Annotated in this window: 23 protein-coding genes; 8 read left to right on the top strand and 15 right to left on the bottom strand. The window is 57.8% G+C overall.

Features of this window, described 5'->3' with window-relative positions; genetic code table 11:
• Window position 1 precedes the first annotated feature (1 nt).
• Window positions 2-508 carry an IS630 family transposase gene (locus HPC62_RS12510; protein ID WP_172356128.1) on the top strand — a complete coding sequence of 169 codons (507 nt, stop codon included), beginning with the start codon at window positions 2-4 and terminating at the stop codon, window positions 506-508.
• Between the two features lie 328 nt (window positions 509-836).
• On the opposite strand, the gene HPC62_RS12505 is transcribed toward HPC62_RS12510, so the two are convergent.
• Window positions 837-1,520, bottom strand: a complete 684-nt coding sequence (locus tag HPC62_RS12505; RefSeq protein ID WP_172356126.1) for a potassium channel family protein — start codon at window positions 1,518-1,520, stop codon at window positions 837-839.
• A gap of 244 nt (window positions 1,521-1,764) precedes the next feature.
• Window positions 1,765-3,372: a sulfatase gene (locus HPC62_RS12500; protein ID WP_172356124.1), complete on the bottom strand. Its 1,608-nt coding sequence runs from the start codon at window positions 3,370-3,372 to the stop codon at window positions 1,765-1,767.
• Between the two features lie 234 nt (window positions 3,373-3,606).
• Here HPC62_RS12500 and HPC62_RS12495 point away from each other — a divergent pair, with 234 nt between their 5' ends.
• Window positions 3,607-4,098 carry a DUF427 domain-containing protein gene (locus HPC62_RS12495; protein WP_172358929.1) on the top strand — a complete coding sequence of 164 codons (492 nt, stop codon included), beginning with the start codon at window positions 3,607-3,609 and terminating at the stop codon, window positions 4,096-4,098.
• 286 nt (window positions 4,099-4,384) lie between these two features.
• Window positions 4,385-5,872 (top strand): family 10 glycosylhydrolase, encoded by a 1,488-nt coding sequence (locus HPC62_RS12490; RefSeq protein WP_216655247.1) that lies wholly within the window; start codon window positions 4,385-4,387, stop codon window positions 5,870-5,872.
• 21 nt (window positions 5,873-5,893) lie between these two features.
• Here the strand turns inward: HPC62_RS12490 and HPC62_RS12485 are convergent, their stop codons facing one another.
• Window positions 5,894-6,421 carry a MogA/MoaB family molybdenum cofactor biosynthesis protein gene (locus tag HPC62_RS12485; protein ID WP_172356119.1) on the bottom strand — a complete coding sequence of 176 codons (528 nt, stop codon included), beginning with the start codon at window positions 6,419-6,421 and terminating at the stop codon, window positions 5,894-5,896.
• Between the two features lie 175 nt (window positions 6,422-6,596).
• Window positions 6,597-6,932: a photosystem II reaction center protein Psb28 gene (psb28, locus tag HPC62_RS12480; protein WP_172356118.1), complete on the bottom strand. Its 336-nt coding sequence runs from the start codon at window positions 6,930-6,932 to the stop codon at window positions 6,597-6,599.
• Window positions 6,933-7,276: 344 nt separating this feature from the next.
• Between psb28 and HPC62_RS12475 the strand changes: the two genes are divergently transcribed.
• From HPC62_RS12475 to HPC62_RS12465, 3 genes are all read left to right on the top strand, one after another.
• Window positions 7,277-7,858, top strand: coding sequence for a hypothetical protein (locus HPC62_RS12475; RefSeq protein WP_172356116.1), 582 nt, complete (start codon window positions 7,277-7,279; stop codon window positions 7,856-7,858).
• Between the two features lie 464 nt (window positions 7,859-8,322).
• Window positions 8,323-9,147 carry a Uma2 family endonuclease gene (locus HPC62_RS12470; RefSeq protein ID WP_172356114.1) on the top strand — a complete coding sequence of 275 codons (825 nt, stop codon included), beginning with the start codon at window positions 8,323-8,325 and terminating at the stop codon, window positions 9,145-9,147.
• 106 nt (window positions 9,148-9,253) lie between these two features.
• Window positions 9,254-10,744, top strand: a complete 1,491-nt coding sequence (locus HPC62_RS12465; RefSeq protein WP_172356112.1) for a polysaccharide deacetylase family protein — start codon at window positions 9,254-9,256, stop codon at window positions 10,742-10,744.
• 115 nt (window positions 10,745-10,859) lie between these two features.
• Here the strand turns inward: HPC62_RS12465 and HPC62_RS12460 are convergent, their stop codons facing one another.
• The 9 genes from HPC62_RS12460 to HPC62_RS12420 form a co-directional block, all read right to left on the bottom strand.
• Window positions 10,860-11,387, bottom strand: coding sequence for a hypothetical protein (locus HPC62_RS12460; RefSeq protein ID WP_172356110.1), 528 nt, complete (start codon window positions 11,385-11,387; stop codon window positions 10,860-10,862).
• Between the two features lie 90 nt (window positions 11,388-11,477).
• Window positions 11,478-12,704 carry a lipid-A-disaccharide synthase gene (lpxB, locus tag HPC62_RS12455; RefSeq protein ID WP_172356107.1) on the bottom strand — a complete coding sequence of 409 codons (1,227 nt, stop codon included), beginning with the start codon at window positions 12,702-12,704 and terminating at the stop codon, window positions 11,478-11,480.
• Complete coding sequence (gene lpxA / locus HPC62_RS12450) at window positions 12,704-13,528, bottom strand: acyl-ACP--UDP-N-acetylglucosamine O-acyltransferase (RefSeq protein WP_172356105.1); 825 nt, start codon at window positions 13,526-13,528, stop codon at window positions 12,704-12,706. The genes lpxB and lpxA overlap by 1 nt, the downstream gene beginning before the upstream one ends.
• 3 nt (window positions 13,529-13,531) lie before the next feature.
• Window positions 13,532-14,059, bottom strand: a complete 528-nt coding sequence (fabZ, locus tag HPC62_RS12445) for a 3-hydroxyacyl-ACP dehydratase FabZ (protein WP_172356103.1) — start codon at window positions 14,057-14,059, stop codon at window positions 13,532-13,534.
• Between the two features lie 148 nt (window positions 14,060-14,207).
• Window positions 14,208-15,128 (bottom strand): UDP-3-O-acyl-N-acetylglucosamine deacetylase, encoded by a 921-nt coding sequence (gene lpxC / locus HPC62_RS12440; protein WP_172356101.1) that lies wholly within the window; start codon window positions 15,126-15,128, stop codon window positions 14,208-14,210.
• 55 nt (window positions 15,129-15,183) lie between these two features.
• Window positions 15,184-17,499: a BamA/TamA family outer membrane protein gene (locus tag HPC62_RS12435; protein WP_172356099.1), complete on the bottom strand. Its 2,316-nt coding sequence runs from the start codon at window positions 17,497-17,499 to the stop codon at window positions 15,184-15,186.
• A 224-nt stretch (window positions 17,500-17,723) separates the two neighbouring features.
• Window positions 17,724-18,536, bottom strand: a complete 813-nt coding sequence (gene purC / locus HPC62_RS12430) for a phosphoribosylaminoimidazolesuccinocarboxamide synthase (RefSeq protein ID WP_172356097.1) — start codon at window positions 18,534-18,536, stop codon at window positions 17,724-17,726.
• Between the two features lie 67 nt (window positions 18,537-18,603).
• On the bottom strand, window positions 18,604-20,244 hold the full coding sequence (locus HPC62_RS12425; protein WP_172356095.1) for a DUF2079 domain-containing protein: 1,641 nt from the start codon (window positions 20,242-20,244) through the stop codon (window positions 18,604-18,606).
• 69 nt (window positions 20,245-20,313) lie between these two features.
• Window positions 20,314-21,618 carry an AAA family ATPase gene (locus HPC62_RS12420; RefSeq protein ID WP_172356093.1) on the bottom strand — a complete coding sequence of 435 codons (1,305 nt, stop codon included), beginning with the start codon at window positions 21,616-21,618 and terminating at the stop codon, window positions 20,314-20,316.
• A gap of 387 nt (window positions 21,619-22,005) precedes the next feature.
• Here HPC62_RS12420 and HPC62_RS12415 point away from each other — a divergent pair, with 387 nt between their 5' ends.
• Entirely contained in the window at window positions 22,006-22,569 is a 564-nt protein-coding gene (locus HPC62_RS12415) for a Uma2 family endonuclease (RefSeq protein WP_172356090.1), read from the top strand.
• Between the two features lie 12 nt (window positions 22,570-22,581).
• The gene (locus tag HPC62_RS12410; RefSeq protein WP_172356088.1) at window positions 22,582-23,145 is read left to right on the top strand and encodes a Uma2 family endonuclease; all 564 of its coding nucleotides are present in this window, start codon (window positions 22,582-22,584) and stop codon (window positions 23,143-23,145) included.
• A 288-nt stretch (window positions 23,146-23,433) separates the two neighbouring features.
• Here HPC62_RS12410 and HPC62_RS12405 read toward each other — a convergent pair whose 3' ends face one another.
• Complete coding sequence (locus HPC62_RS12405; protein WP_172356086.1) at window positions 23,434-24,057, bottom strand: formylglycine-generating enzyme family protein; 624 nt, start codon at window positions 24,055-24,057, stop codon at window positions 23,434-23,436.
• A 187-nt stretch (window positions 24,058-24,244) separates the two neighbouring features.
• Entirely contained in the window at window positions 24,245-25,558 is a 1,314-nt protein-coding gene (locus HPC62_RS12400; RefSeq protein ID WP_172353244.1) for an NF041680 family putative transposase, read from the bottom strand.
• Between the last annotated feature and the right edge of the window lie 15 nt (window positions 25,559-25,573).

The following is a 25,573-nucleotide window of genomic DNA, read 5'->3' as shown; positions in this document are numbered from 1 at the left end:
CTTGAGACAACGCTACGGGGGGCGAATCCGCTATTGGTGCAGCGATGAGAGCCGCGTCGGACTGCTGACGGTTCAACATCGCAAGTTGACGGGCTTTGGGGTGCAGCCGATTGGTTCAGTTCAATGGGACTTTGTGTATCGGTGGCTGTACGGTCTAGTGGAACCGCTGAGCGGTGCATCGTGGATAGTCGAGTTTTCTCATCTCGACAGTTCCTGTTTTGAGGCGTTTTTGCACAGCTTTGCGGCTCAGTTCCCCGATGATTTACATCTGATTCAGGTGGATAATGCCGCAGCCCATACGGCTCAGACCCTGACGATACCGGACAATGTCATCTTGGTGTTTCAGCCGCCTTATTGCCCTGAGGTCAATCCCATTGAGCGGGTCTGGCGGGAACTCAAGCGGGAGCTAGCTTGGGTTCACTTTGATGATGTTTGCCAACTCCAGCACGCCATCAGCCAGTGGGTTTGTCGCCTTTCGGCGGAGTCGCTGCGATCGCTGACTCAGTAGGATTGGATTGTCGATGCTCTATGTGTAGCGGGTATTTAGAGAGTTGATATAAGTAGGTAGACATTAATAAATATAAAATCCAAAGACCCTGCGCCGCCCGCGCAGGGTTCAGGATCTGTTTTTGAATCTGGTCTATCTACTTATCGCCGAGTTTTAGAGCTAATTTGTAAAGGAGCCTGAAAGCCTTGTTAATCAAGGATTTCCGAGAAACCGCTTTTCCTGGGCAAGCATGACCTCAAAGCCACACATGCCAAGAGTTTCAGGCTTCTTAAGATTTGCTTCATAAATTAGCTCTTAATACAGGTTGCTAACTCTTGAAAGCCAGAAATTAATCTGTGGGGCAGCCTTCGATGAAATCCACCGCCTGATGAATGGAGCCGGGCTTGGTGGCCATGAGAATTGTGGAACCCGCCTCCAGCACCGTGCTGCCCTTGGGAATGACCAAGTTTTCATGATGGTGGGGCTGATAGCCGATGATCAGGGAATCACGAGGAAAGCGGGGATCTTGGGCAATCTCAGCGAGGCTGCGGCCGACAACGCGGCAACTCCCTGGAATATGGAGCTTGAGGATTTCGATTTGCCCTTGGTCGAAGTGCATGATGGACTCGACCTGGGGATATTCGATGGCGTTGGCCATGGTGGATACGGCCAGGTCGATGGCGTTGACGACGGTGGTTGCGCCCGCGATGCGGTAAGGTTCGGCAAAGTCGCGATGGCGCATCCGCACGACAATCTGTGGCACGCCGTAGTGCTTGGCCAGCGTCACCATTGCCAGGTTGAGCGCGTCTTCTCTTAGCACAGCGGCGATCGCATCGGCTTTGCGAATGCCTGCTTCCAGCAGCACTTCGGTACTCACGGCGCTGCCCTCAAACGCCATTGCGCCGATCTGTTCTCGCGCATAGCGGCAGGCGTTGGGGTCAATATCCACCAGCGCCACGGTGTGCCCCAGTTCTACGAGCGTTTGCGCCAGACTGATACCGATCACACCCGCACCCCCGATCAGGACATACATGCTAGTCTCCTGAGTTGACCCGTAATATTTTGGTAAATCTTTTTGGTAAATCTGGGCAAAGCCTGATTGGATCAGGACTCACGCACTTGCGATAAGTTTTCTGGGTTTTGGACGATTTCTCACGGGCTGCGCTTGCGAGAAATCGTCCAACTGCGTAAGTCCCGTTTGATTTTGGATTGGAGATTTTGGATTTTGGCGAGGGTGGTCTGGATGGGCCTTAGCCCCATCTCTTAACCTCTGCATCCTAGTCTTCCAAATAGCCCAAGTCGCGCAGGCGGCGCTGAACTTCGGGATCGTCGAAGCCGGGGGCACGATGCTGTTCCGTCGCACCAGCGCGATCGCCATACTCCACGCCCTCGCCTGCGTATTCCCCGACAAATTCCCCAACAAACTGCTGCAAGCACTCCTGGAGAACCTCCACGTTTTCCGGCAGAATGTCGCTGAGGTTGAGGGCTTCGGTGGGGTCTTGCTGAAAGTCGTACAGCTCTAGGCGATTCGCGAAGCCATCTGTCCCAGAATCGCCCCCCGTTTCGATCAGCTTGTGGTTGCCAATCCAGACGGCGCGGCGCGGCTGATCGCAGGCGCGGGCCAGCACCAGTTCTGGCTGCCGCTTGTAGAGCAGGTTTACCACGTTTTGCGGCGGAATCGCTTCGGCAAACACGCGGCGATCGCCCTCGCTGCCAGGGGGGTGCGCCAGGGTCAGGGTTTCCTCCATTTCGTTGGCCAGTCCAGCACTGGTCAGCACCGTGTGGAACAGACGACGAGTAGAAACTACATCCTCGCGCACCGTGCCCTTGGGCAAATTGCCACTAGGGTCGTGAATCATCAGCGGCACTTGAATTAGCTCGTTGTAGAGCGTGATGGAGTGGCCGATGAACTGCTTTTCGCCCAGGTGTTCGCCGTGGTCGGAACACACGATGACCAGGGTGTTGTCCAGTCGCCCGCTCTCCGCCAGCCTGCGGAAAAACGCGCCCAGCAGCTCGTCTTGATAGGCCACCTCCGCGTCGTACATGCCGTCCAGCGTGGCTTTCTGGCGCTCGTCTAGCACCTCCGCTAGGGGAGCCAGCCAGCCGTAGATGTCGCCATTAAACTGCTTCAGGTAATGCTGCGCCGCCTTGTCGCGCAGGACGTTTGGCGCAAACCGCTCCACATACTGCCGGGGCGGGTGGTAGGGCATGTGCGTGCCCATCAGGTTCAAAAAGCTGAAAATGGGCTGATCGCTATCAAGTCCTTTGCGGTCGATCAGCAGTTGGGCCGCGTCGTCCAGGGATTTGCGCGTGTTGCCCTTAAAGCTCAGCGCCGTTTGCCAGAGGGGAACCATCAGCGGCGTAAAGGACAGCGCTAGCATCAGCTCCGACCTCGCAAAGGAGTCCTGCACCCGGTTCAGCAAGTTGGCGAGCGATCGCTTAAAAAACTGCCGATATTTGCCCACCAGCCCAGACGGAATGCCGGCCTGGTTGGGCCGCGAGGTGAGCAGGCCGCTGTAGTTCAAAAAGCTGTAGAAGCCGCGCCGCAGTCCGTTGTTGATCACGCCCACCAGCGGATTGTTGCAAAAGCCCGCCGTATAATAGCCGCCTGCGCTCAGCCGCTCTGCCAGCGTGGGAATGTGATCGGGCAGCCGCGAGTAGGACTGCAACACGCCATGCGCCGAGGGGTAGAGTCCGGTGAACAGGGTGGCGTGGGAGGGAACGGTCCATTGCGCCGCAGACACCGCATGGTGAAAGCGGGTAGACGTTGCGGCAAATGCGTCTAGATGGGGCGAGGTCGGCAGCGGGTAGCCATAACACGAGAGGCGATCGCGCCGCTGCGTATCCAGCACAATAAACACAATGTCGGGCCGCGCCGTGGACATGAGCCAACTCCCAGCGTTGAGCATTTACCCCTTAGATCATAAGGGAGGGTTGCCGGATTGGGGTCGTGCGGGAGAGGGAGGGAAAAATGAAAAATGAAGAACGAAAAATGAAAAACGAAAAATAAAACCTCTTCCTTCTTCTCTCTTCCTTCTTCGTTCTTCGTTCTTCCCTTCAACCCTGCACTAAACTAAGGGGCAACCAGTTTGAGTAACCATTGCAAGGGGCAGAGCGATATGCGCGATCGCATTGTGCCAGGGCCAGGACAGGAGTCGGTATGGGATTATCCCCGTCCACCTCGGCTAGAGGCAACGTCAAAGCGGGTGCAGGTGGTGTTTAATGGGGTGGCGATCGCCGACACGCAGCGGGCGAAGCGGATCTTGGAAACGAGCCATCCGCCTGTGTACTATATCCCGCCGGAGGATATTCGTATGGACTATCTAACGCCGACTCCGCGCTCTAGCTTTTGCGAATGGAAGGGGCAGGCGGGCTACTATACCGTCACCGTGGGCGATCGCACGGCGGAAAACGCGGCCTGGTTTTATGCCAACCCGGTTAGCGCCTATGCCGAAATCAAGGATCACGTTGCGTTTTATCCGAGTAGAATGGACGCTTGCTATGTCGATGGTGAGCAGGTGCAGGCTCAGCCGGGTGATTTCTACGGCGGCTGGATTACGCAGGATATTGTCGGCCCGTTCAAAGGAGGGCCCGGCTCCTGGGGATGGTAATCCTAGGTCGGATTTCTGATTTGGGTGCAGACAGCAGCGCTGTTTTGAGGCGCGTGCTGTTTGGCAAAGCTTCTACTGATCAAAACATAGGACAACAAGGCGGAGTCCCCAGGCTGGTTCAGGTCTGGATGTGACTCCGCTGATGATGCAGAGATTAGGTTTGCTCATGACGGTTTTGCGAGAGACAGGTTTGCAACAGACAGGGTTGCAACAGGTGAGATTGCGACAAACAGGTTTGCGGCAGACGGGTTTGCTACAGATCTTGGCTGGGCTTCGGTGGCGAGGCGTGGCGAAGCTTCTGGTGGCGGTGCTGCTGACTGGGAGCCAGTGGGGGCTGGCGGGCAGCCGCGTGGCAGAGGCGCAAATCCAGCCCTACTGTAATTTTTCTGCCGAAGACATTACTCAAAAGCAGACGTTCTTGGTGGGGGCGTTGCAGGGCGATCGCAATGCGGGCAATCGCTATCGCAACCTGATCGAGCAGCATGGCGATCGCCTGCGGCGCTGTCGGCGCGAAAGCTGGCTGAAAAATCAGGCGGTGTGGCTGCGGCTCTATCCGTGCGATGCGCGGCCGGGGGCCATTGAGTACCTCATGGATCAGATTGTGAACCGGGGCTATAACCAGGTTTATGTAGAAGTCTTTGGCGGCGGGCAGGTGCTATTGCCGCGTGCGGAAAATAATACGCCCTGGCCGTCGGTGGTTCGCACGCCGGGGTTTGAAAATCGAGATTTGCTGGCAGAGGCGATCGCCAAGGGGCGCGAGCGGGGGCTACAGGTCTACGCCTGGATGTTTAGCATGAATTTTGGCCATACCTATGCCCAGCGCCCCGGTGCAGAGCAAATTCTGGCCCGCAACGGACGCGGGCAAAACAGCATGACCTTTAATGGCGCAACGGGGATTAACAGTCTTGGCGAGGTGGTGTCGGAAGAGGTGTTCATCGACCCCTACAATCCCCAGGCCAAGCTGGAGTTCTATAACCTGGCGCAGGCGATCGCCCGCCGTCGACCAGACGGCATGTTGTTTGACTACATTCGCTATCCCAAGGGCAACGGCAATGCGTCCGTTGCAGGGCGGGTGCAAGATTTGTGGGTCTACAGCCCTGCTTCGCAGCAGGCGTTGTTGCAGCGGGCGCTAAATCCCAGCGGGCAAGACCTGATTCGTCGCTTTTTGCAGCGGGGCTACGTCACAGCGCAGGATATCCAGGACATTGCCACCGCCTACCCGCTGGATGGACAACCGCTCTGGCAGGGGCGATCGCCCGACCCGCTCTATGCCTCCCTCACGCCCGACCAGGCCCGTCCCTCCCTGCAAACAGAACTCTGGCAACTCAGCGTAGCTCACGCCTTTCAGGGCGTACTCGATTTTCTGACCGCAGGCACTACACCTGCCCAGCAGGTCGGCATTCCTGCGGGCGTGGTGTTCTTCCCAGAGGGCAACCAGACCGTGGGCGCAGGGGGCTACGACTCGCGCTTGCAGTTTTGGGAGCGCTTCCCAAGCAATTTGGAATGGCATCCCATGTCCTATGCCACCTGCGGCCGGGCTGACTGCATTGTGCGGCAGGTGCAGCGCGTGCTGGCGGGCGCACCCGCAGGGACGCGAGTGATGCCCGTGCTGGCGGGCACTTGGGGACGCTCGGTCAGCAACCGCCCACCGCTCGAAACCCAGATGCAGTCCATCCGCCAGTCTGCGCCTCAGATCAACGCCATCAGCCACTTCGCGCTGTCCTGGCAAGACCCAGAGGGCGATCGCACGCGCAAGTCTTGCCGACTACCTTAAGATGCCCGGAGTAGGATTACCTTAGCCAGAGAGATTTCTAGTTCCCTGCGCCTGTTGGGTCAAATGCACCAACTCCGGCAAGATTAGCGCGTCCATTGCAAGGCGAACCGCATTGCTAGAGCCAGGGAGAGAAAAAATCAGCGTGGTGCCGCGCAGTCCGGCGGTGGCGCGAGAGGCGATCGCCCGCGACCCGATTTCTTGATAACTCAGCCAGCGAAAGACTTCGCCAAAGCCAGGGAGCGTCTTGTCCAGTAGGCTTTCAATCGCATCATAGGTCGTATCGCGGGGAGCAATGCCCGTGCCGCCGTTGAGGAGGATAGCGGAAATATCCGGGCGATCGCACAGTTCCAAAACTCTGGCGCGGATTTGGTCGGGTTCATCCGGCAAGATTTCGTAAGCCAAGACGCGGTGTCCGCTGGACTGGAGGCGATCGCTCGTCAGTTGGCCGCTGCGGTCAGTTTCCGGCGTGCGCGTATCGCTCACCGTAATTACGGCACAGCCAACTGACGGCTGTTCTGTATCTGGGTGGGGAAGCGCTGCATAATTCATAGACGCTTTAAGAGCTAATTTGTAAAGGAGCCTGAAAGCCTTGTTAATCAAGGATTTCCGAGAAACCGCTTTTCCTGGGCAAACATGACCTCAAAGCCACACATGCCAAGAGTTTCAGGCTTCTTAAGATTTGCTTCATAAATTAGCTCTAAGAGTCCCCAAAGTTCTGTAAAGCCTAGGACTTAGTGAATCCGAGTCCATGCTCTTCAGCGTAACGCTCCATGAACCGCATAAATCGGTTCCACTCGTCTACGCTCTTAATCACGTAGACCGCCTCAAGTGCTGCTGGCTGACCATTGATAAACTTTGCCTTGACCTCACGGGTGACTAACTCACCTTCCTCGTCGAGCAGGTACATCCCTGTAATATCTTCGGTGCTCTCCACACTCAGGGCTTTGGGGTTCTCAAAGTAGAAAGTAGCTGTCCCGTTAGTGCCGTCCTTAGAACGGGTCATCCGCACATCGGGAACGACCTCTTCTGTGATCCCCCTAGAAAACTGGATTTCAGCCATAACCTCTCCTTTACAAACTGTTACCGTCGGCCTAATATTCCATCTTCGCACGGTAGCAGCCCACTAAAGCAGCAACCCTTCTAATCGCGTGCATCTGTACTTGTGCATCTGTACTTGTGCATCTGTACTTCAGTCAGGGAACTCACCAAACAAAGAACTTCAGGATTTATGCAGGGAGGCAATTTTTCGTAGGGGCAGCCTACAAAAAACTGTCCAAAATCCTGAAAACTCATTGCTAGCGCACAAGTCCTGTGAGATCGCTAACCTTACCCAAAAAACAAAACAAGGAGTCTGAACGTATGATGCAGCTTTCCGATCGCAACCTAGAATCCTCATCTCACTCCATGGCTGACGCTTCTGACAGCAATTCTGCCGATGCTTCGAGGTGGATTGCTGGTCATAGCACAACAGCGTGGGTGTATCAGTTTTTCTCTGCTCGATCGCCCATCTCGCGAGAGGACATTAGCAGAGTTGTCTATTTCCACTTCGTCCTAGACTTGTTCGAGACTTTAGTTTGCGAAAAAACGATTTCCCTCAGCAAACTCGAAGAAGTCGTGCAGCAATACCAGCTACAAGAGGAGCGGCGGTCTGTGGATTACCACGATTGCCTGGCAACCTATCGAACGCAATATCTCAACAGCGATGGGGCTGCAAACTGGCGATTTCGAGAAATCTATTTTCACAGCTACGAAGAAGCCTTGCTTGTGAAAAGCGTGCTGGAGAATCAAGGAACCCAAAGCGCGTCTCGCATTCTGGTTGCCTTGCTGCTGCTCACGTGTCGCTATCGGAATTGTCTATTTCGTGGAGAAGTCAGTTGGAGTACCCTGCCACGTCGAATCCCGATTCTCAAGTCAGCAAGCCATCTGCTCATGCAATTTCTAGATCGCTGGCAAGACAGGGTTCCAGAAAACTCAGCAAACCCTTGACGTAGAACTGTACTTAGTCCAGGTAACTGCACTTAGTCCAAGTAACTGCATTTAGGCAAAGGACTTCCCACAGCCGCAGGAGACGCTCAAGACGCACTCCTGTTTGACAGGATTGCCGACGGGCCAATGATCTGCCAGCGGGCGATCGTTGGCCCTTTTATTCTGGCTTTGGTGAGCAGGTGAAACTACCATCAAACTCTGTTAAACCGATACACTTGGAACATTCGTTAGAACGTTAACCGGTAAGTAGGTGGACATTAATGAATATAAAACCCAAAGACCTTGCGCCGCCCGCTGCGCGGGCGGCGCAGGGTTCAGGATCTGTTTTTTTAATCTGGTCTATCTACTTAGAACGTTAACCGGTAGAACATTAATACGTTTGAAACGAAGCATCGGCTTTCCTCAAGTCTGCACCTTCAGTTGCACCTTCAGTCTGTACCTTGTTAGTGTTCTGGAGCCACGCTATGGCGATCGCCCCTTCCCAGCCCGCCCTATCGCTTCCCGACCACACCCAACTGCCCGAAACCGACGGCACGTTCGTGAAGAATTTTCAGGAGCATCCCCAAAGCTTGCTGCTCACCGATTCCATCCGTCCCGTTCTAGACGCACTGCATCCTGACGGGCAATACGCCATCGGGCAAGACTGCGGTATCTATTGGCGGCTGACCGACCCTCCGGAGCGCGGAGCCGAAGCCCCCGACTGGTTCTATGTGCCCAACGTGCCGCCCCTGCTCGACGGTCAGCGGCGACGCTCCTACGTCCTGTGGCAAGAAATCATTGCGCCGCTAATTGTGATTGAGTTCGTCTCCGGGGACGGTTCCGAGGAGCGCGACACCACCTCGCCCCTGGCTAGCCCAGAGTCCAAAGCGGGAAAATTCTGGGTCTATGAACAGGCGATTCGCGTCCCCTTCTACGCCATTTATGAAGTAGACAAAGCTTCGGTGGAGGTCTACGAGCTAGTCGGCAACCACTATCAGCGCTGCACGCCCAACGAGCGCGGGCATTTCCCGATTGACCCCATCGGCGTGGAACTTGGCATCTGGCAGGGACAATACCTGAATCAAGATTTGCCCTGGCTGCGCTGGTGGGATTGTGAGGGCAACTTGCTGCTGAACGGCGACGAGCGGGCAGAACAAGAGCGACACCGGGCAGAACAAGAGCGACACCGGGCAGAACAAGAACGACAACGGGCGGAACAAGAACGACAACGGGCGGAACAAGAACGGCAGCGGGCTGATCGCCTGGCCGCCAAACTGCGTGAGATGGGCATCAACCCAGAAGACCTGTAAGCACCTGGGGCTTTAGCAACCTGGATTCTTTAAACAAGCCGACAGACTCCGCAAACCCCGGCGGCTGGAACTATCGTAGGAGCAGTCTCACCCAAGGAACTGCGCCATGACGATCGCCGTTGCCAACCTGCCCGCCCTGCCTCCCACCACCCACTACGGCTTGCCCAACATCTGCGGCTGGGAGGCGGAAATCAGCACCGTGGTGAATCACAGCGACCCCATCTGGTTGCCCTACACTGCCCTGCGGCTGGAACACATCACCAGCGGATTTGCCTGCGCCCTGCATATGCACCAGCCCACTATTCCTGCAGGCTGGGACGGGGCGCTGATCAGCAATTTGCAGTATATGTTCGAGCATCCGGGCGAAGGGGATAACCACAATGCGGGCGTGTTTGCCTGGTGCTATGGGCGCATGGGCGAGTTTATCCCCGAACTAGTAGGCAACGGCTGTCAGCCGCGCATCATGCTGGATTATTCCGGCAACCTGCTCTGGGGGCTGGTGCAGATGGGGCGGGAAGACGTGCTGGGCAACCTGCGGCGCATCACCTGCGACCCGCACTATCACCCCTACGTGGAATGGCTGGGGACGATGTGGAGCCATGCGGTGGTTCCCTCTACGCCGATTCCCGACCTGAAGCTGCATATCCAGGCATGGCAGCAGTATTTCGCGGCGCTATTTGGCTATGAGGCGCTGCGCCGAGTAAAGGGCTTTTCACCGCCGGAGATGCACCTGCCCAACCATCCCGACACGCTGTATGAATACCTGAAGGCACTGAAGGAGTGCGGCTATCGCTGGCTGCTGGTGCAGGAGCATTCGGTGGAGCGGCTAGATGGGTCGAGCCTGATGCAAGACCAGAAGTATATTCCCAATACGCTGGTGGCGCGAAATTCTCACGGCGAGACGGTGCGGATGACGGTGCTAATCAAAACTCAGGGGTCGGACACGAAACTGGTGGCGCAGATGCAGCCCTATCACGAGGCGAAGGGGCGCAGGCGGCAGGAAATTGGCGGCGTGTCGGTACCCTGCTGCGTGACGCAGATTGCCGATGGGGAAAATGGTGGCGTGATGATGAATGAGTTTCCACGCGATTTTCATCCCGTTTGGTATCAAATTCGAGATGGACATAGCAGCGGTACGGTCGGGCTGAATGGCACGGAATACCTTGAGCTAATCGAGGCGGCGGGCGTGAACCCGGCGGACTATCCTGAGATTCAGGCGGTGCAGCAGCACAAGATTTGGCAGCAGGTCGATCCGCAGGACGCAATGCCGGAGAAGGTGCAGGAGGCGATCGCCCAAATCCAGGCCACCGATCCCCAATTCCACATGGACGGAGCCTCTTGGACAAACGACCTGAGCTGGGTGGCGGGCTATGAAAACGTGCTGGAGCCGATGAACCAACTCAGCGCCGCCTTTCACCAGAAGTATGACCCGCTGGTGCAGCAAGACCCCGGCATCACGCGCCAGCCCGACTATCAGCAAGCGCTGCTTTATAACCTGCTGCTGCAAACGAGCTGCTTTCGCTATTGGGGCCAGGGCACCTGGACGGATCATGCGCGGGAGATTTTTCGGCGGGGGCAGGGCGTGTTGGGTGGATGAGGATTTTGGATTTGGCTTTGGATTTGGGATTGCCGATTTTGGGCAGGTTTGGGGGCAGGAATGAGAGCGATCGCCCCCTAACATCCAAAATCTAAAATCCAGAATCCAAAATCCCCTAAATGCCCGCCAGCGCCGCCTGAATCACCGCCCGCTGCTCGTCGTCATAGCGCCAGCGGTTCAGAAATTCAGCGTAGGGGCCGTCGCCGGTTTTGGCGCTGTTGCGGAGTTGCTGCGCTTTTTCAGTCACCTGGGGCAGGCCGACCCTGCGGATCAGATCGAGTGTGCGGCGGCTGACCCGCTCGGAACCCTGGGCCATGTCTTCGGCTTGGTTGCGGCGATGGGCGATCGCCATTGCGGAAGACATGGCCACGTTTTTCACCAGCAGTTCCGCGACGGTTCCGGGGGAAGATTGCAGCGCTTTTACCACGGCTTCTGATGGCGCATCTGCCAAGGCGCTGTCGCTGGTGAGATAGGTGACGAAAAAGCCCCGCGCCCCGTTTTCGCTAGACACCAGGGCGGCGATCGCCTGCTCCTCTGCTTCATCCGACAGCGTGCCTGCCGCCATCTGTGCCATCAGGTCTTGCGTCAGGGCGATCGCCTGTTCAAAAGACAGATCCGGGGGAAGGGTGAGGGGGTTGGTCATGGCGGCCTCCAACTCGGTTTCCCCAGGATCATATAGCAGGGAAGCGGGATCAGTTTATTCCAGCCGCTTATTCCAGCCGCTCGCCCCTTTCTACGCCATCACCCGTCCCATCTCTCGCTGCTCCAACAGATCTAGCACCTCCCCCGCAGCGCGATCGCACACGCCGCCATCTCCTAGCACCTGGCGCAATCGGGCATAGTCTTGCTGGATTTGGTGGCGGCGATCTGGGTCGAGCAGCAGCGCCAGCCCCTCGCGGGCGATATGCTCTGGGGTTGCGGCTTCCTGCAATAGTTCCGGCACAATCGGCTCCATCATCACCAGGTTGGGCGGCGACATGAAGGGAATCGAAAACTTCAGGAAGCGGCGGGCGATCCATGCGGTCACGCGGCTGACGCGGTAGATGACCACCTGGGGCACACCTGCCAGCGCAATTTCCAGGTTGGCCGTGCCAGATTTGGTCAGCGCTAGGTCGGCAGCGGAGATCACGGTCTGGGTCTGCTCGGTCACGATCGTTGCCCGCAGCCCGTAGCGCCGGATCGCCTGCTCAACAGAGGTCTGAAACTGCGACAGCGAGAGAGGAATCCAGAGATGCGCCTGGGGCAGGGCGGCTTGAATTTGCTGTGCTGCCTGACACAGCACAGGCAGCAGGTGTTTGACTTCCTGGCGGCGAGAGGCGGGCAAGAGGGCGATCGCCACTTCATCTTCGGCAATGCCCAACTGCTGACGGGCTGCGGCGCGGCTGGGGAAGGTGGCGACGCGATCCACCAAGGGATGCCCAACGTAGGTCGCGTTTGCGCCCCATTTTTCGTAATAGCGGGCTTCTTCAGGAAAAATGGCCAGGAGGCGATCGCTCAGGCTAATCACCTGTTGCGTTTTGGCCGGACTGAGCGACCACACCCACTCCTGCGGCGCGATGTAGTAAATCAGCGGCACTTGGGAAAAGTGGCGACGCATATAGGTGCCGATGCGCGAGTTTGGTCCAAAGTAGTCGATCATCACGACCAGATCGGGCGGATGCTGCTGCAATTGCTGCTGCACTCGCCGCTGGAGCATCAGCGTCGGCAGCACAAAGGGCAGTGCTTCCACAATGCCGACGGAACCAATGGCAGTTGTGTCGCCCAAGAGAGTCGCCCCGGCCGCCGCCATGCGATCGCCCCCCAGGGCCAAAATCTCCAGCGCCAGTCCGCGTTTCTCGGCCTGCCGCCACAGCGCCTCCACCAGCAGCGCCCCCTGCAAGTCGCCTGACACCTCGCCCGTGCTGATCAAAATCCGAGCCGACCGGGCCGCAGGCGGGTGGACTGGCTCAACCGTGTCCATCAATCTGCGCCTCGGTTGCGACCACTCCCCGGAATCAGCCCCCGACGGCTTGGCAATTGCGACAGTTGCAAAAATTGCCGTAGATGCTGCAAGGGTTCGCAGTCGGGCAGCAGGTCGATCTGCTCGATTGCCTGATTCAGCGGCAGCCCAGAGCGATAGAGGGTGCGAAAGGCTTTTTTGAGCGCTTGATAGGTGCGTCCCTGGTCGGCATCCATCAGCCCAGAGCGGCGCAGACCCACCAGATTGAGCGATCGCACTCTGGCCGGGTTGCCCTCCACCAGCATATAGGGCGGCACGTCGCGGTTGATTCGGCTCATGCCGCCGACCATCGCCAGTCGCCCCACCCGCACAAACTGATGGATGCCCAGCACGCCGCTAATCGTCGCCCGCGCCTCGATATGCACATGCCCAGCCAGCGCGGTGCTGTTAGCAATGACCACGCGGTCTTCGATGACGCAGTTGTGCCCGACATGCACGTAGGCCATCAGCAGGTTGCCATTGCCAATCACCGTCGCCTCGCCTGTGTAGGTGGCACGGTTGATGGTTACGTACTCTCGGATCAGGTTGTCGTCGCCGATCTTGACCTGGGTGATCGCACCGTCGTATTTCAAGTCCTGCGGGGGCAAGCCGATGGCAGCACCCGGAAAGATCTGGTTGCGGGCTCCGATTTCGGTCCAGCCATCCAGCACCACATGGGCCCCCACGACCGTCCCTGGCCCCACCTTCACCCGATTGCCAATGACTGCATAGGCCCCAACCTGAACCGTCGGATGCAGTTCAGCGTCGGGGTGGATAACAGCCGTAGGATGAATCAGGGTAGTCAAGGATCAGTCCACCAGTGAAAACATCAATTCGCCTTCGGCAGCCAGTTGCCCGTCTACCTCTGCGCGTCCATACATCTTGCCAAAGCGGCGTTTTTTGACCCAGAGCAATTCAACGGCCATGATGATTTGGTCACCGGGCACAACCGGACGGCGAAACCGCACTTTGTCGATGCCTGCAAACATAAACAGACCGTCTTGCACGTCGGCCATCTGCGTCAGCACCACGCCGCCCACCTGGGCCATGGCCTCCACAATCAATACCCCCGGCATAATAGGGCGACCCGGAAAATGACCCTGAAAGTGGGGTTCATTGAACGTAACATTTTTGATGCCCACGGCCCGCTTTTCGGGAACGAATTCGATGATTCGATCGACCAGAGAGAACGGATACCGATGCGGCAGCAGCTTGTGAATTTCCTCCACCGAAAGCACAGTCGGCGGTGCAGAGGGCGTTTCAGGAGCGGCTTCTGGCTCAGCCTGAATGGGAGAAACGGGGGAAACGGTGGTATGGAGGTCGGTCAAAATGGTCATGGGCTGACAGAGGGGAATAAGAGGGGAATAATGGAATCGAGGGTTTGAAAGGTGGCTGGAGATGGACAGCAGAGTCAGACAAGAGCGGCAATAGGGCTACGGAAGCCGGGTGTGGGAAGATTGGGCAGCAGCGGCGCTGAGAATCGCGCTAGGGCGCAAACGGGGACAGTCGGAGGCGGCGAGCCAGTTCCGTATGCAGTTGGTGGCTCGCTTTGTAGGCGACCAGGTGCGCCAGGGGCATCCAGCCGAGCAGACTGATGTCTCCTACTAAGTCTAAAAGTTTATGACGCACTGGTTCATTTGAAAATCTCAGGGGTGGGTTTAGCCATCCGTCGGGGCCGCACACCAGAGCATTGTCCAGGCTACCGCCGCGAATCAGGCCGAGCGATCGCAGTTGGTCGATCTGATGGGCCAGACCAAAGGTGCGGGCGGGAGCGATCGCCCTTTCAAAGGGTTCTGCGCTGGGCGACCAACTGACCCACTGGTTGCCAATGGCGGGCAGGTCAAAGTCGATGCCGTAGCTAAAGCGCAGTTCTGAGGCGGGGATCGCGGCTACAAACGCATCCTCGTGGCGCACCCAGACGGGTTCTGGCAGGGGAACCAGAGCGCAGGAGGCGGACTGGGGCATGATCCCGGCGGCGGCGATCGCCCTGGCCCAGTCCTGGGCGGAACCATCTAGCAAGGGCACTTCGGGCCCGTCGATTTCGATGCGAGCGTTGTCAATGCCCATGCCCACCAGCGCCGCCAGCAGGTGTTCCACTGTGCGGGCGTTGGCAGTCCCCTCAGCGGTTTCCACTGCCAGTTCGGTCGAAAGCCGCGTCTCGCGCACCTGGTCAATGTGAGCCGGAATGACGGGCTGCCCCGGCAGATCTACCCGCACAAAGTAGCGCCCATCTCCCGGTTGAGCAGGCAAAATCCTGACCTGGGTGGGTTCGCCCAGGTGCAGCCCCACCCCCGACTGTGCTAAGGGGCTGCCAAGGGTATGCTGCTGATCCCTCAGCAGACCGGGAGCCGAGGCTTCGCGACGGTTGGCGGATGGGATGCTAGAGAAAGAGAGGACTTGTTCCATTGCGATCGCCCAGATGGCGGTATCAAAACCTGACGGGTCTTAACTAAGGCTACTGCTAGAAGCGTTCCCCAATGCCAAAGTGAATCCGACTGTCGCCTTCATCATTAAAGCCCAAGTCTACCCGGATTGCGCCAATCGGCGACTGCACCCGAATTCCCAGCCCAAAGCCAATCCCGGTTCCTGGCTTGTCGCGCACCACAGCGGGCTGTCCTGGCACGTCGCTGCCCGTTCCCAGGTCGCTGCCCACGTCTACAAACAGCACGCCGCCGACAATTGAAAAGATGGGGAAGCGGTATTCTACCGTACCCAGCACAAAGGCGCGACCGCTGCCCACATCGCCCGCTTCATAGCCGCGCACCGAGTCTGTGCCGCCCAGCGAGAAGGCCTCGTAGGGCGGCAGATCGCCAAACACCACGCCGCCCTGCACGTTGAAGGCTAGCGTTTCGGGCCCTTCTGTGAAGTCGGTGATGTCTACGGGGAAATAGCGGCTATAGCTGCCTCGCAGTCGGTTGAAAAAGATATTCCCCTGACCTACAGGAATCGACTGATCCGTTGCAATCCGGAGGTTATAACCCCGTGTGGGGGCAACGGCGCTATCGCGGCGATCCTGACTGGCGCTGAGCTGCACGAGCAAAATATCATCCGTGCCCGACTCGCTGAAGCTGAGCTGGTTGCCCAATTCGTCCACTGGAGCCAGATCGCCATCGGCATCTTGCAGGCGGATGTTCTGATATTGCAGCCCGGCCGTGGCTCGCCAGCCGTCGCCCAGGGGGCGGCCAAAGGTCACGCCGCCGCCAATCCGCCGCACGCGAGGGCGATCGCCATTTTCCAGTGTCACCTCCGTCTCGCCGCCCTGAAACACCAGCGGAATCGACCGACGGCTAAAGGCGTTGACCGTATAGGAGGTGCGGTTTGGATCACCCGCAATCCACGGGTCCGTAAAGCTAATATCAAACAACAAATCCCGCTGACCAAACTGCACTTCTGCGCCGAGTCGCTGGTTGTTGCCGCCCAGGTTTTGCTCCTGATAGCTAACCGTGCCAAACAGACCGCTAGCTGAACTCACGCCCACCCCAGCGGAGATCGAGCCGCTGCTCCGTTCCACGGCGTTGATGGTCACGTCCACCTTGCGGGGGTCGTCACCCGGATTCAGCGTCACCTGCAAGTCGTCGAACAGCCCCAGCCGAAAGGCTCGCTGGAGGTCTTGCTGAATCTGGTTCTGGTTGAACACGTCCCCAGGCTTAGTTTCAAATTCCCGCGTGATGATGAAAGCGCGGGTGCGGCCTCGAATCGGGTTGCCGTCATCGTCCTCGGTTTCGCCGTCTTCGGTTTGAAAGGCGACGTTGATATCCTCGATCACGCCCTCTGCCACCGAGAGCGTGACCACGCCATCTTGGCTGATGCGGGGTGCGTCGATCACCTGCGCCAGCACATAGCCGTTGTCCTGATACCAGCGGTTGATGTTGCGGATACCCGTCTGGAGCTGGTTCAGGTTCAACACGCGGCCGTATTGCGTTCCAAAGGTCTGGTCAACCACCTGCTGGGGCAGCACCTCGTTGCCCTGGATTCGCACTGCCGTTAGCACCGGGTTGGGCTGCACCACGAAGGTGACCCGCACGCCCAGCGGCGTATCTTCGGGAACCGCCCGCACGTCCGCGAAAAATCCTGTGGCAAACACCGCGTTAATATCCTGCTGAAGCTGGGTGCGCGTAGTGGTTGCGCCAGCGCGAGTTCTGATGGCGTTAAATACTGCGTCCTCTAGCTCCGGGCTGGGGGCCCCGCTGACGACCAACTCAGACACCAGCACCCGCGGTTCTTCCTGGGGCGGGGCAGCCTCAGCAGGGGCGGGCTGTCCGTCGGCGGGCTGGGGCTGGGGGATAAATTGGGCTAGCTCAATGGGGTTGCCCAGGCGGGAGGTTCCTGTCTGGGGCACAGCCAGTTTAGACAGAGCGGAGGGAGTTGCAGGTTCTGCTGCCTCTGTTCCCGGCGACTGGGCTGCCAAAGGGGATACTCCTTCCAGCGGTTGCTCAGCGGGCTTGGAGGAAAGCAGGTTGGCCAGCACAGTTGCATCTCCGTTCACCGAATGGGTCGGAGCCGCTGCGATCGCCCCTTCTGGAGTGCCCGATGCGGCATCCACCTCAGCGCGGGCGATCGCCCCTGGCAGCAGATCTGGCTTGACTAGGCTCGGCGGAACGGCTCCATCTCCCACAGCCGCAGCGGATGCGTCAACTGGCTCATGGGGCGACTGCTGAACCTGACTTTGGGACAACTGCTCAGAGAGGGGGGCAGTTTGAGCGCGCGCCGCCTGAGCCGCAAGACCTGAAACGGAAGAAATGGCGATCGCCGCCAATACGACAGGAGAAAAACGCATAGGTTTTAACACGTCCACACACCACAGACAGGAAGAACTGAGCAAAACAATCGGCTAGGTCAGCCAGGAACGATTCGGATCAGCGCGACGGCATAGCCCAGTCGAGATAGCCTAGTCGAGACGCAGATCGGAATTGACGAGCCGAGTGCGATTCCCGTAGGGATCGCTTCGCGAATCGCAATTCCGAGCAAACGGAGCAATTTTACAGCATTGGCAACGCCCTTCTAGACGCTTTGTGCCAGAACTCGCTGTAGCACCTGCTGGTACGCAGCCTCCACATCGCCCAAATCGCGTCGAAATCGGTCTTTATCCATCACCCTGCGGTTAGGGTCAGACTCCGCCTGATTCCACAGACGGCACGTATCGGGACTAATCTCATCCGCCAGCAGCAGCTTGCCTGCCCCATCGACCCCAAACTCCAGTTTGAAGTCCACCAGTGTAATCCCACACTGATTAAAGAACTCAGACAGCACTTGGTTGACCCGCAGCGCCATCTCCCGGAGTTGTTGCACCTGATCGGGCGTAGCCAGCTCCATCACGCGCAGCCGATCTTCCGTCAGCAGCGGATCGCCGAGGGCATCGTTTTTCAGGTAAAACTCTACCAGCGGCGGACTGAGCGGGGTTCCCAATTCCAACCCAGTCTGTTGACAGAGACTCCCCGCCGCAATGTTCCTGACCACCACCTCCAGGGGCACAATCGATACCCGCCGCACCCGCATGGTGTTGGATGTGGGGCAGTCGATCAGGTGGGTCGGCACGCCCTGCGCCTCTAGCAGGCGAAACAAGTGCTGCGACATGGCGCAATTCACCTCGCCTTTGCCGGAAATCGTGCCGCGCTTTTGGGCATTAAACGCGGTTGCATCATCTTTGAAGTAGGTCAGCAAGACTTCTGGATCGTCGGTGGCGTAGAGGATTTTGGCCTTGCCCTCGTATAGTTTTTGGGCAGCAAGGTTTTCAAGGTTTTCAGCGGCAGGATTTTCGGCAACAGGGTTTTCGGCGGCAGGATTTTCGGCAGCAGGCGGTTCAAAGGCATTCATGGCAGCAGGGGAAAAGAAACTCCAAAAGAACATTCTATGCAAGGCGATTCGGGTTCCGTCGGATGGCTTAATCCAGCGGCTGGTGAAACTGGTTCCAGGCGGCGGCGGCTTCGGGGCTGGAGGGCACACCGCGCCGCAGCAAGGCAACCCCATCCTGAAAATCCATCAGCCCAAAGCTGCCGTCTCGGAGCCAGCCGAGGACGCGGTTGGTCATGCCAAAAAAGCTTCTGCCTTCGTCAGGAAAGGCCGCCGAAAAGCGCAGTGGATACCAAAAATCCAGCACGGCATATTCCACGCCAATCTGCTTGCGGTCGTCGTTGATCAGGCGCGTGCCCGGATAGCGCAAGACTTCGCGGCGGCTGGAGAGATGCGCCACGATGTTTCCCGTAGCGGTGACGCTGGCATCGCTGGGGATTTGCCGCAAGAGCGATCGCACGGCCTGGGCGTGTTCCCACTGGCGGGCGGGCGACGTGTAGACCCACGGCTGGATCGAGTCGGGAATGAACACCGACAGCGCCCGATTGGGATTTGACGCAACTGTGAACAGCAGCGCCAGCCCCAGGCAAAATAGCCAAAACTGCCGCAAGCGGGGGCGAAACCAGTGGGGATGCTTGTGCCACCAGAGGATTGCGCCGTAGAACAATCCTGGAACCAGCGACACGGCATAGCGCAGGTGCATCGACAGGGCGGTAGGGTCTTCTTGCAGCAGCAGCTTGAGCAGCGGAAACCCGGTCAACAGCCACGCATCCAGCGAAATCACGGGCACAAACGCCAGCGGCAGCCATTGCGCCAAGACATAGCTGAGGGTGCGTCCCGGTGGGTTGACTACTTCTGCCAGAACCTGGTCGGGGTTGCGGATCATCGCCCACAGCACCTCCAGTGTCGAAGCCTCCTGCCCGTTAGTGAACCGTCCAAACTGCTCCACCATAAACCGCCGCGAAATGTCCGGCGCAAACAGCGGCATCACCCAATTCGTCAGCAGCAGCATATAGCCCAGGCTGAGGATGCACACCGCCACCCCAGCCCGCAAAAAACGCCGCGATGCTGCCATGTAGAAACCCACGCCAAAGGTAATCACCCCGGCATCTTCGCGCACCACCAGCGTCAGCCCTAGCAGCAGCCAAAACAGCCACCAGCGCCGCTTTTCCATCGCCCATAGCAGGCCAAAGACAAACAGCGGAATTTGGGAGAAATCGTGGAAATTGGCCAGCGTCGGCGCGATGACCGCATTCGCGCAAAAGTAGCTGACGGCAATCAGCGCCGACACATGGGGCGGGTGATAGTGACGGGCCAGCGCGTACAGCACCAGTCCGCCCGCTGTCATCAGCGTCACTTGCAGCAGCGACAGCCCCGCAGGGGACTGAAACAAAGCATAAATCGGCAGCCAAAGCAGCAGCGCGGGGGTGAAATGCTGGGCGAGGCGGCGATAAAACACCTCGGGCAGTTGGTTGTCTAGCTGCACGGCGCTCGATTCGCTGGAAGAGAGGGAGCCTTCAAACCAGCGCCCGTGCAGGCTATTCCAAAACACCTGGTTGAAGATGCCCTGGTCGAACGACACAAACGTCGGGAAAAAGTTATAGAACCGTTGCAGCGCAAAAATGCTGCACAGCACCCAAAAGAGGGCCGCCGCGATCAGCACTGTCCGCCAGCCCCAGTCAAACTTGCGTTTTGTGCGAGGCTCTGGCCCCTCACGTCGTTCATCGCCCATTGTGTTTACTCTCGGCTCACTCTCGGTTCACTCTCGGTTCACTTTCTGGTTTTCTACCCGGTCTAGCTGCTACGGGCGCTGGAGGAGGCGATCGCCCATGCGGTTGCGGTGTTTGTCGATGGTGATGAGGCGAATGTAATCCTTCGGATGTTCTGCAATGCAGCGTTCCAGCGCGGCGATCGCCTCCTCTGGGTTGCCGTCGTAGGTTCCAAAACACTGCCACGACCCCATGCGATAGCGTCGCTCATCCACATACTCAATACCGAGTCGCAGCCCTCCTGCCAGGATGCTGCGAATTTCCTCAGCGACCTCTGCCGCAATAGCAGGCCGCGTTCCAGTGGGGGAAGTTTTCAACGATGCCATCCCGTTCCCGTTGGCGGACTTGGCGGGTGGAGGTTCGGCCGACCCAGGGCGATCGCCATAATACATAAAGGATTTATCGGATTTGCTGATCGAATGGCTTGCGCGGTTCGCTGAGCGGGGGCGATCGCCCTTCAGCACCTCGTTATATTCAGATACCAGCCGCAGTTCACGAATGCGTTCTTGCTCCTGCACCATCTCTGTGCCAATCTCAATTAAATGTTGCAGGCTAAAGTTGGGTTTTTGAAATTCCGTCGGCTTGCCATCGCTGTGAACCACCTCCTGCGAAATCTTGTCGATGCCGACCTGGTGAATGAGCGTGCGAACCTGTTCATCATACAGGCGCGATCGCAGTGCGCCAAAAAAGTCCGTTGCCTGTTCAGCAAAGTGATCCACCAGCGCTTCCACGTCCGATCGGGGAACGCCATCCGCCTCAAAAATGCCCGCCACAATGCCCAGCCGATCGTCCCGCGTCGGGTCCCAAAAGAATTTCTCCATCCGTCCATCGCGGATCAGCGGCGCATACAGCGTTGCAAAGTCATTGCCCGTCACAATAATCGGAATTCGCTGGGTCGGCTCTGCGTCATAGCTGCCCGGAAGCTGCACATTAGTCGGGTTGTCGGCAATGTTCATCAGCGTGGCGTTGACCAACTGCGTGTTCACGGTATATTGCGTGCTGGCATCCACCCGCCCAATGCCTGCATCTACGTCGTTGATCATCAGCACTGCCATGCGCCCGTGGGTGCGGCTCCACTCGCCCGCCTCCCGATAGCGCAGCCGAATCAGCCGCGCCGGATCGCCCGCATCAGGACTTTCCAACTCGCCTGCCGACATATACACCGCCCCCAGCCCCATGCGCTTAAACACCAGCTCGCACATGAAGGTTTTGCCCTCGCCTTTGCGCCCATGAATCCCCAAAATCAGCGGCACCTTGACGTTGGGCAGCGCCAGAAAGTTCTTGGTGATATGCACCGAGAGGCGATCCAGAAATTTGGGCGGAATGTAGTAAGACATGTTGAGACAAGACGGGACGAGGGATAGACTCTGGATTTGCGGCTTGAAACTTGCTGCTTGATATTCATCACCCTGTCCATCATCTCATCATCGCCTCGCATCCAGAGTGTTTAGACCTCACGCATCTATCACGCATTTATTCAGTGTTTATTTGGTGCGTATTCATGTTTATCCAGTAGACCTCTTGCATAAATGCTTTTCTGAGAGCGTGAATCGTTGGGCAGCACCGCCGTCCAACGATTCACGCAAGAGGTCTAGTGTTGATTCAGTAAACCTTTGCCAGAGCGCGGCGGCTCAGGGAGCATTACAGGGGAATCGCCTAGAATAAGACTCAGCCCTACAGCCCGTCGCCTCTTCAATTCGCCCTTCGCCCCTGGAGCCTGTCTCATGGTGCAAGTTCCCACAAAGCCGCTGACCCTGGAAGAATTTCTGGCGCTGCCCGAAACCAAGCCCGCCAGCGAATTCATCGACGGCATTATCCTTCAAAAACCCATGCCCCAAGGAAAACACAGCGCCCTCCAGGGAGACTTGACAAGTGCGATTAACGCAGCACTCAAGCCGTCAAAAATAGGACGTGCTTATCCAGAATTGCGCTGCACGTTTGGGGGACGCTCTATCGTGCCCGATATCGCCGTTTTCCGCGCCGACCGCATTCCCAGAGACGGCAGCGGCGAAGTGGCAAATACGTTTAACCTGCCGCCCGACTGGACGATAGAAATCCTCTCGCCCGGACAGAGCCAGTCCAGGGTAATTCGCAACATTCTGCACTGCCTCAGCCACGGCGCGGAGATGGGCTGGCTGCTCGACCCGGAAGAGGGGTGCATCTTCGTCTACAGCGCAGATCACTTAATGCAGCTCTTTGATCAGCCGGATAGCGTGCTGCCTGTGCCCGCCTTTGCTGGGGCGGTGCGGCTGACGGTCGGGGAAATTTTTGGCTGGCTGCAAGCGTAGAGGGGGTGTCTCATGGTGCAAGTTCCCACAAAGCCGCTGACCCTGGAGGAATTTCTGGCGCTGCCCGAAACCAAGCCCGCCAGCGAATTTATCGACGGCATTATCCTTCAAAAGCCCATGCCCCAAGGAAAACACAGCGTTTTGCAGCGTGAACTAACCTTTGCTATTACGGCTGCATTTCGTGCTGATGGCGCAGGGCAAGCGTTTCCAGAATTGCGCTGCACGTTTGGGGGACGCTCTATCGTGCCCGATATCGCCGTTTTCCGCGCCGACCGCATTCCCAGAGACGGCAGCGGCGAAGTGGCAAATACGTTTAACCTGCCGCCCGACTGGACGATAGAAATCCTCTCGCCCGGACAGAGCCAGTCCAGGGTAATTCGCAACATTCTGCACTGCCTCAGCCACGGCGCGGAGATGGGCTGGCTGCTCGACCCGGAAGAGACGTGCATCTTTGTCTATGGCGCAAATCAGTCGGTGCAGCTATTTGACGAGCCGGATAGCGTGCTGCCCGTGCCTGGATTTGCTGGGGCGGTGCGGCTGACGGTCGGGGAAATTTTTGGCTGGCTCCAAGCATGACGATGAATCGCGTGATTGTGGCGTGTCATGAAGTTAGGCTAAATTTCTGGATTGTTAGCGGCAGGTTTGATCCCCCTAAATCCCCCTTGGCAAGGGGGACTTCTGGACAGCGGCTCGGTTCCCCCCTTTCTGAAGCGGGTCTAGGGGGGATCTCAGAGTCTTTGCGTGCGAACTGATCCCCCTCAATCGCCCTTGGCAAGGGGGACTTCCGGAGTGCGCTTCGCGCAGAAGAAAAGAAAAAGGGAAAAGAAAACAGGGAAGAGGGCAAAAGAGCCAAAGTATAAAGGGCTACTGAGTCCAGGGGAAAACACAGACCACCCGAAACCCGATGCTAAAGTTGCGGCGGCGCGGCGTGCTACGGTTGCGATAGGCAGAGCGGCAAAAGGCAGGAAGGTCGCCCCAGGAACCGCCCCGCACCAGCCTGTAGCGATCGTTGCCTTCGGTGATCCAAGCGCTGCCATCGGTGGGCGATCGCTCGTAGGTGGAGTGCCAGTGATCGAGACACCATTCGTAAACATTGCCGTGCATATCGCCCAAGCCAAAGGCATTGACCCCAAAGCTGCCGACTTTGCTGGTTGCTTGGCGATAGATTCCGGCGGTGCCGTTGCCATATATTTCGGTGCCCCTGTAGTTGGCAAGGTCGGAGCGCAGGGTGTCGCCCAGGTGGAACGGATCGGTGGTTCCGGCGCGGCAGGCATATTCCCATTCGGCTTCGCTGGGCAGGCGGTAGGTCTTGCTGGTGTGCTGAGAGAGGCGATCGCAAAACTCGATCGCGTCATACCAGGAGATACTTTCGACGGGGCGATCGCCGCCTTTGAAGCTGGCTAGGTCTGGATCAAGCTCTCGATTCACCGGGGGCAGTGCTGTAGCCACGGCTCGCCACTGCGCCTGGGTGATGGGAAACTGGCTCATAGAAAAAGGCGGCACCGTGACCCGATGCTGCTGCTCTACGTCCAGCCCTGCTGTTTCTGGAAGGTTGTATTGATCTTTAGTTTGGACTAACTGGCATCACAATAATGCTCAACAGGATGCCATAAAGAATCTGCTCAACCGTTCATAACAGTTGAACTTAAGGAATTGGATACAATCCTGCTCGCAGTTAAGCTGCTGTTGCAACCGGACTGTTCAGGGATTGTTCGGATGTCTTGCGTTTCGAGGCTCGTTTTTTGACCATCGGATAGCAGGGACGAGGAGTTGGCTTGTGCCCCTTGCCTCGTCCTGGCGATTTACCACGAGGTTTAGGCGCAGGAGCAGGGGTGCCAATCGCTGCCAAAATGCCTGCAAACGCTTGTGCGACCCGACCCGGAGTCAACGTTTCTTGCGGTGCCTGCCAGGGCAAGGGGTGGTCAGTACAGTCCTTTCGCGCTAACCACAACTGCCAACTGAGCAACGGCATCAGGCTGCTCCACTGTTCGGTTGCCGATACAGAACTGAACTGGGGATGTGTCCAATATAGCCTCTGCTTGGCAAAGCGATACCAGTGTTCAATGGCAAAGCGACGGAGGTAGTGCAACCACAGGGTTTCTAACGGAGGCATCTGCTCACCCAGCCAAACTAACCACAAAGGAGCCAAGCGTCGCGTGCTGCTCTGTGTCTCCAGCACCTCCACGCGCAACACTTCCATTGCCCGTTTGGGGGATTTGCGGAAATGGTATGCACTCCAACGACTGACCCGCACTCGTCCCCAGTTGGGATCATCGACTTCAACGGTTTCGACCGGGACACTCCAAGTGTCAGGGTCATTGAGTTTCATCTTATGTCCATGCTTGGCAGGTGCGCCTCGCCCTCGATACGCTGGGGGCGCGCCATAGACACATCGATTGGATGTAACCCGCAGCAGCAAGTCTGCCTCAATCCCTGCCGTTTGGTTGACAAAACTGGCATTGCCGTACCCTCGGTCGTAGATCGCCAACGGACGCACCGCTAACTGCCGAGTCACTTGTTTGAGTTGGAATGCCGCTTTACTGGCGGGTGTTTCAAAGCTGGTGATGCGCTCATGCCGCAATGGTAATGCCCAACTGCCCCTGTCTTCAGCAATCCAGGCTAAGGTACTGTAGTTTTGTCCGGCTATCGGGGCATGTCCTGTTCTGCCTGATAAGGTGCGGTCTTTCAAACGCCTGGCAGCAGGACGGTTCCACCGACTCGCATCACCTGCCAACAACGGTTGCTGCTGAGTCGGTATCTGCTGCACCAACAGCTTCAGCACCTTTGATCGGGGTAGGCGGCTATCGCGCAACGCTTCATAGGTGCTCGACCACTGGCGACGAAAGACAGGACTCTGCGATAGCCTCACAAACGACACGATGCACGCACTCACTAACACGGCATCCATCAGATCAAACAGGGCATCTCTGGCGTTTCCCAAGCTGGCATACAACGTTTGGCGAAATTGCTGAAGTTCGTTGAAAATCATGGGGTCAATGTTGGT

This window comes from Thermoleptolyngbya sichuanensis A183, assembly GCF_013177315.1.
Taxonomy (GTDB): domain Bacteria; phylum Cyanobacteriota; class Cyanobacteriia; order Elainellales; family Elainellaceae; genus Thermoleptolyngbya; species Thermoleptolyngbya sichuanensis.
The sequence above is the reverse complement of the archived record's forward strand: the minus strand, read 5'-3'. Positions and strand labels throughout refer to the sequence as shown.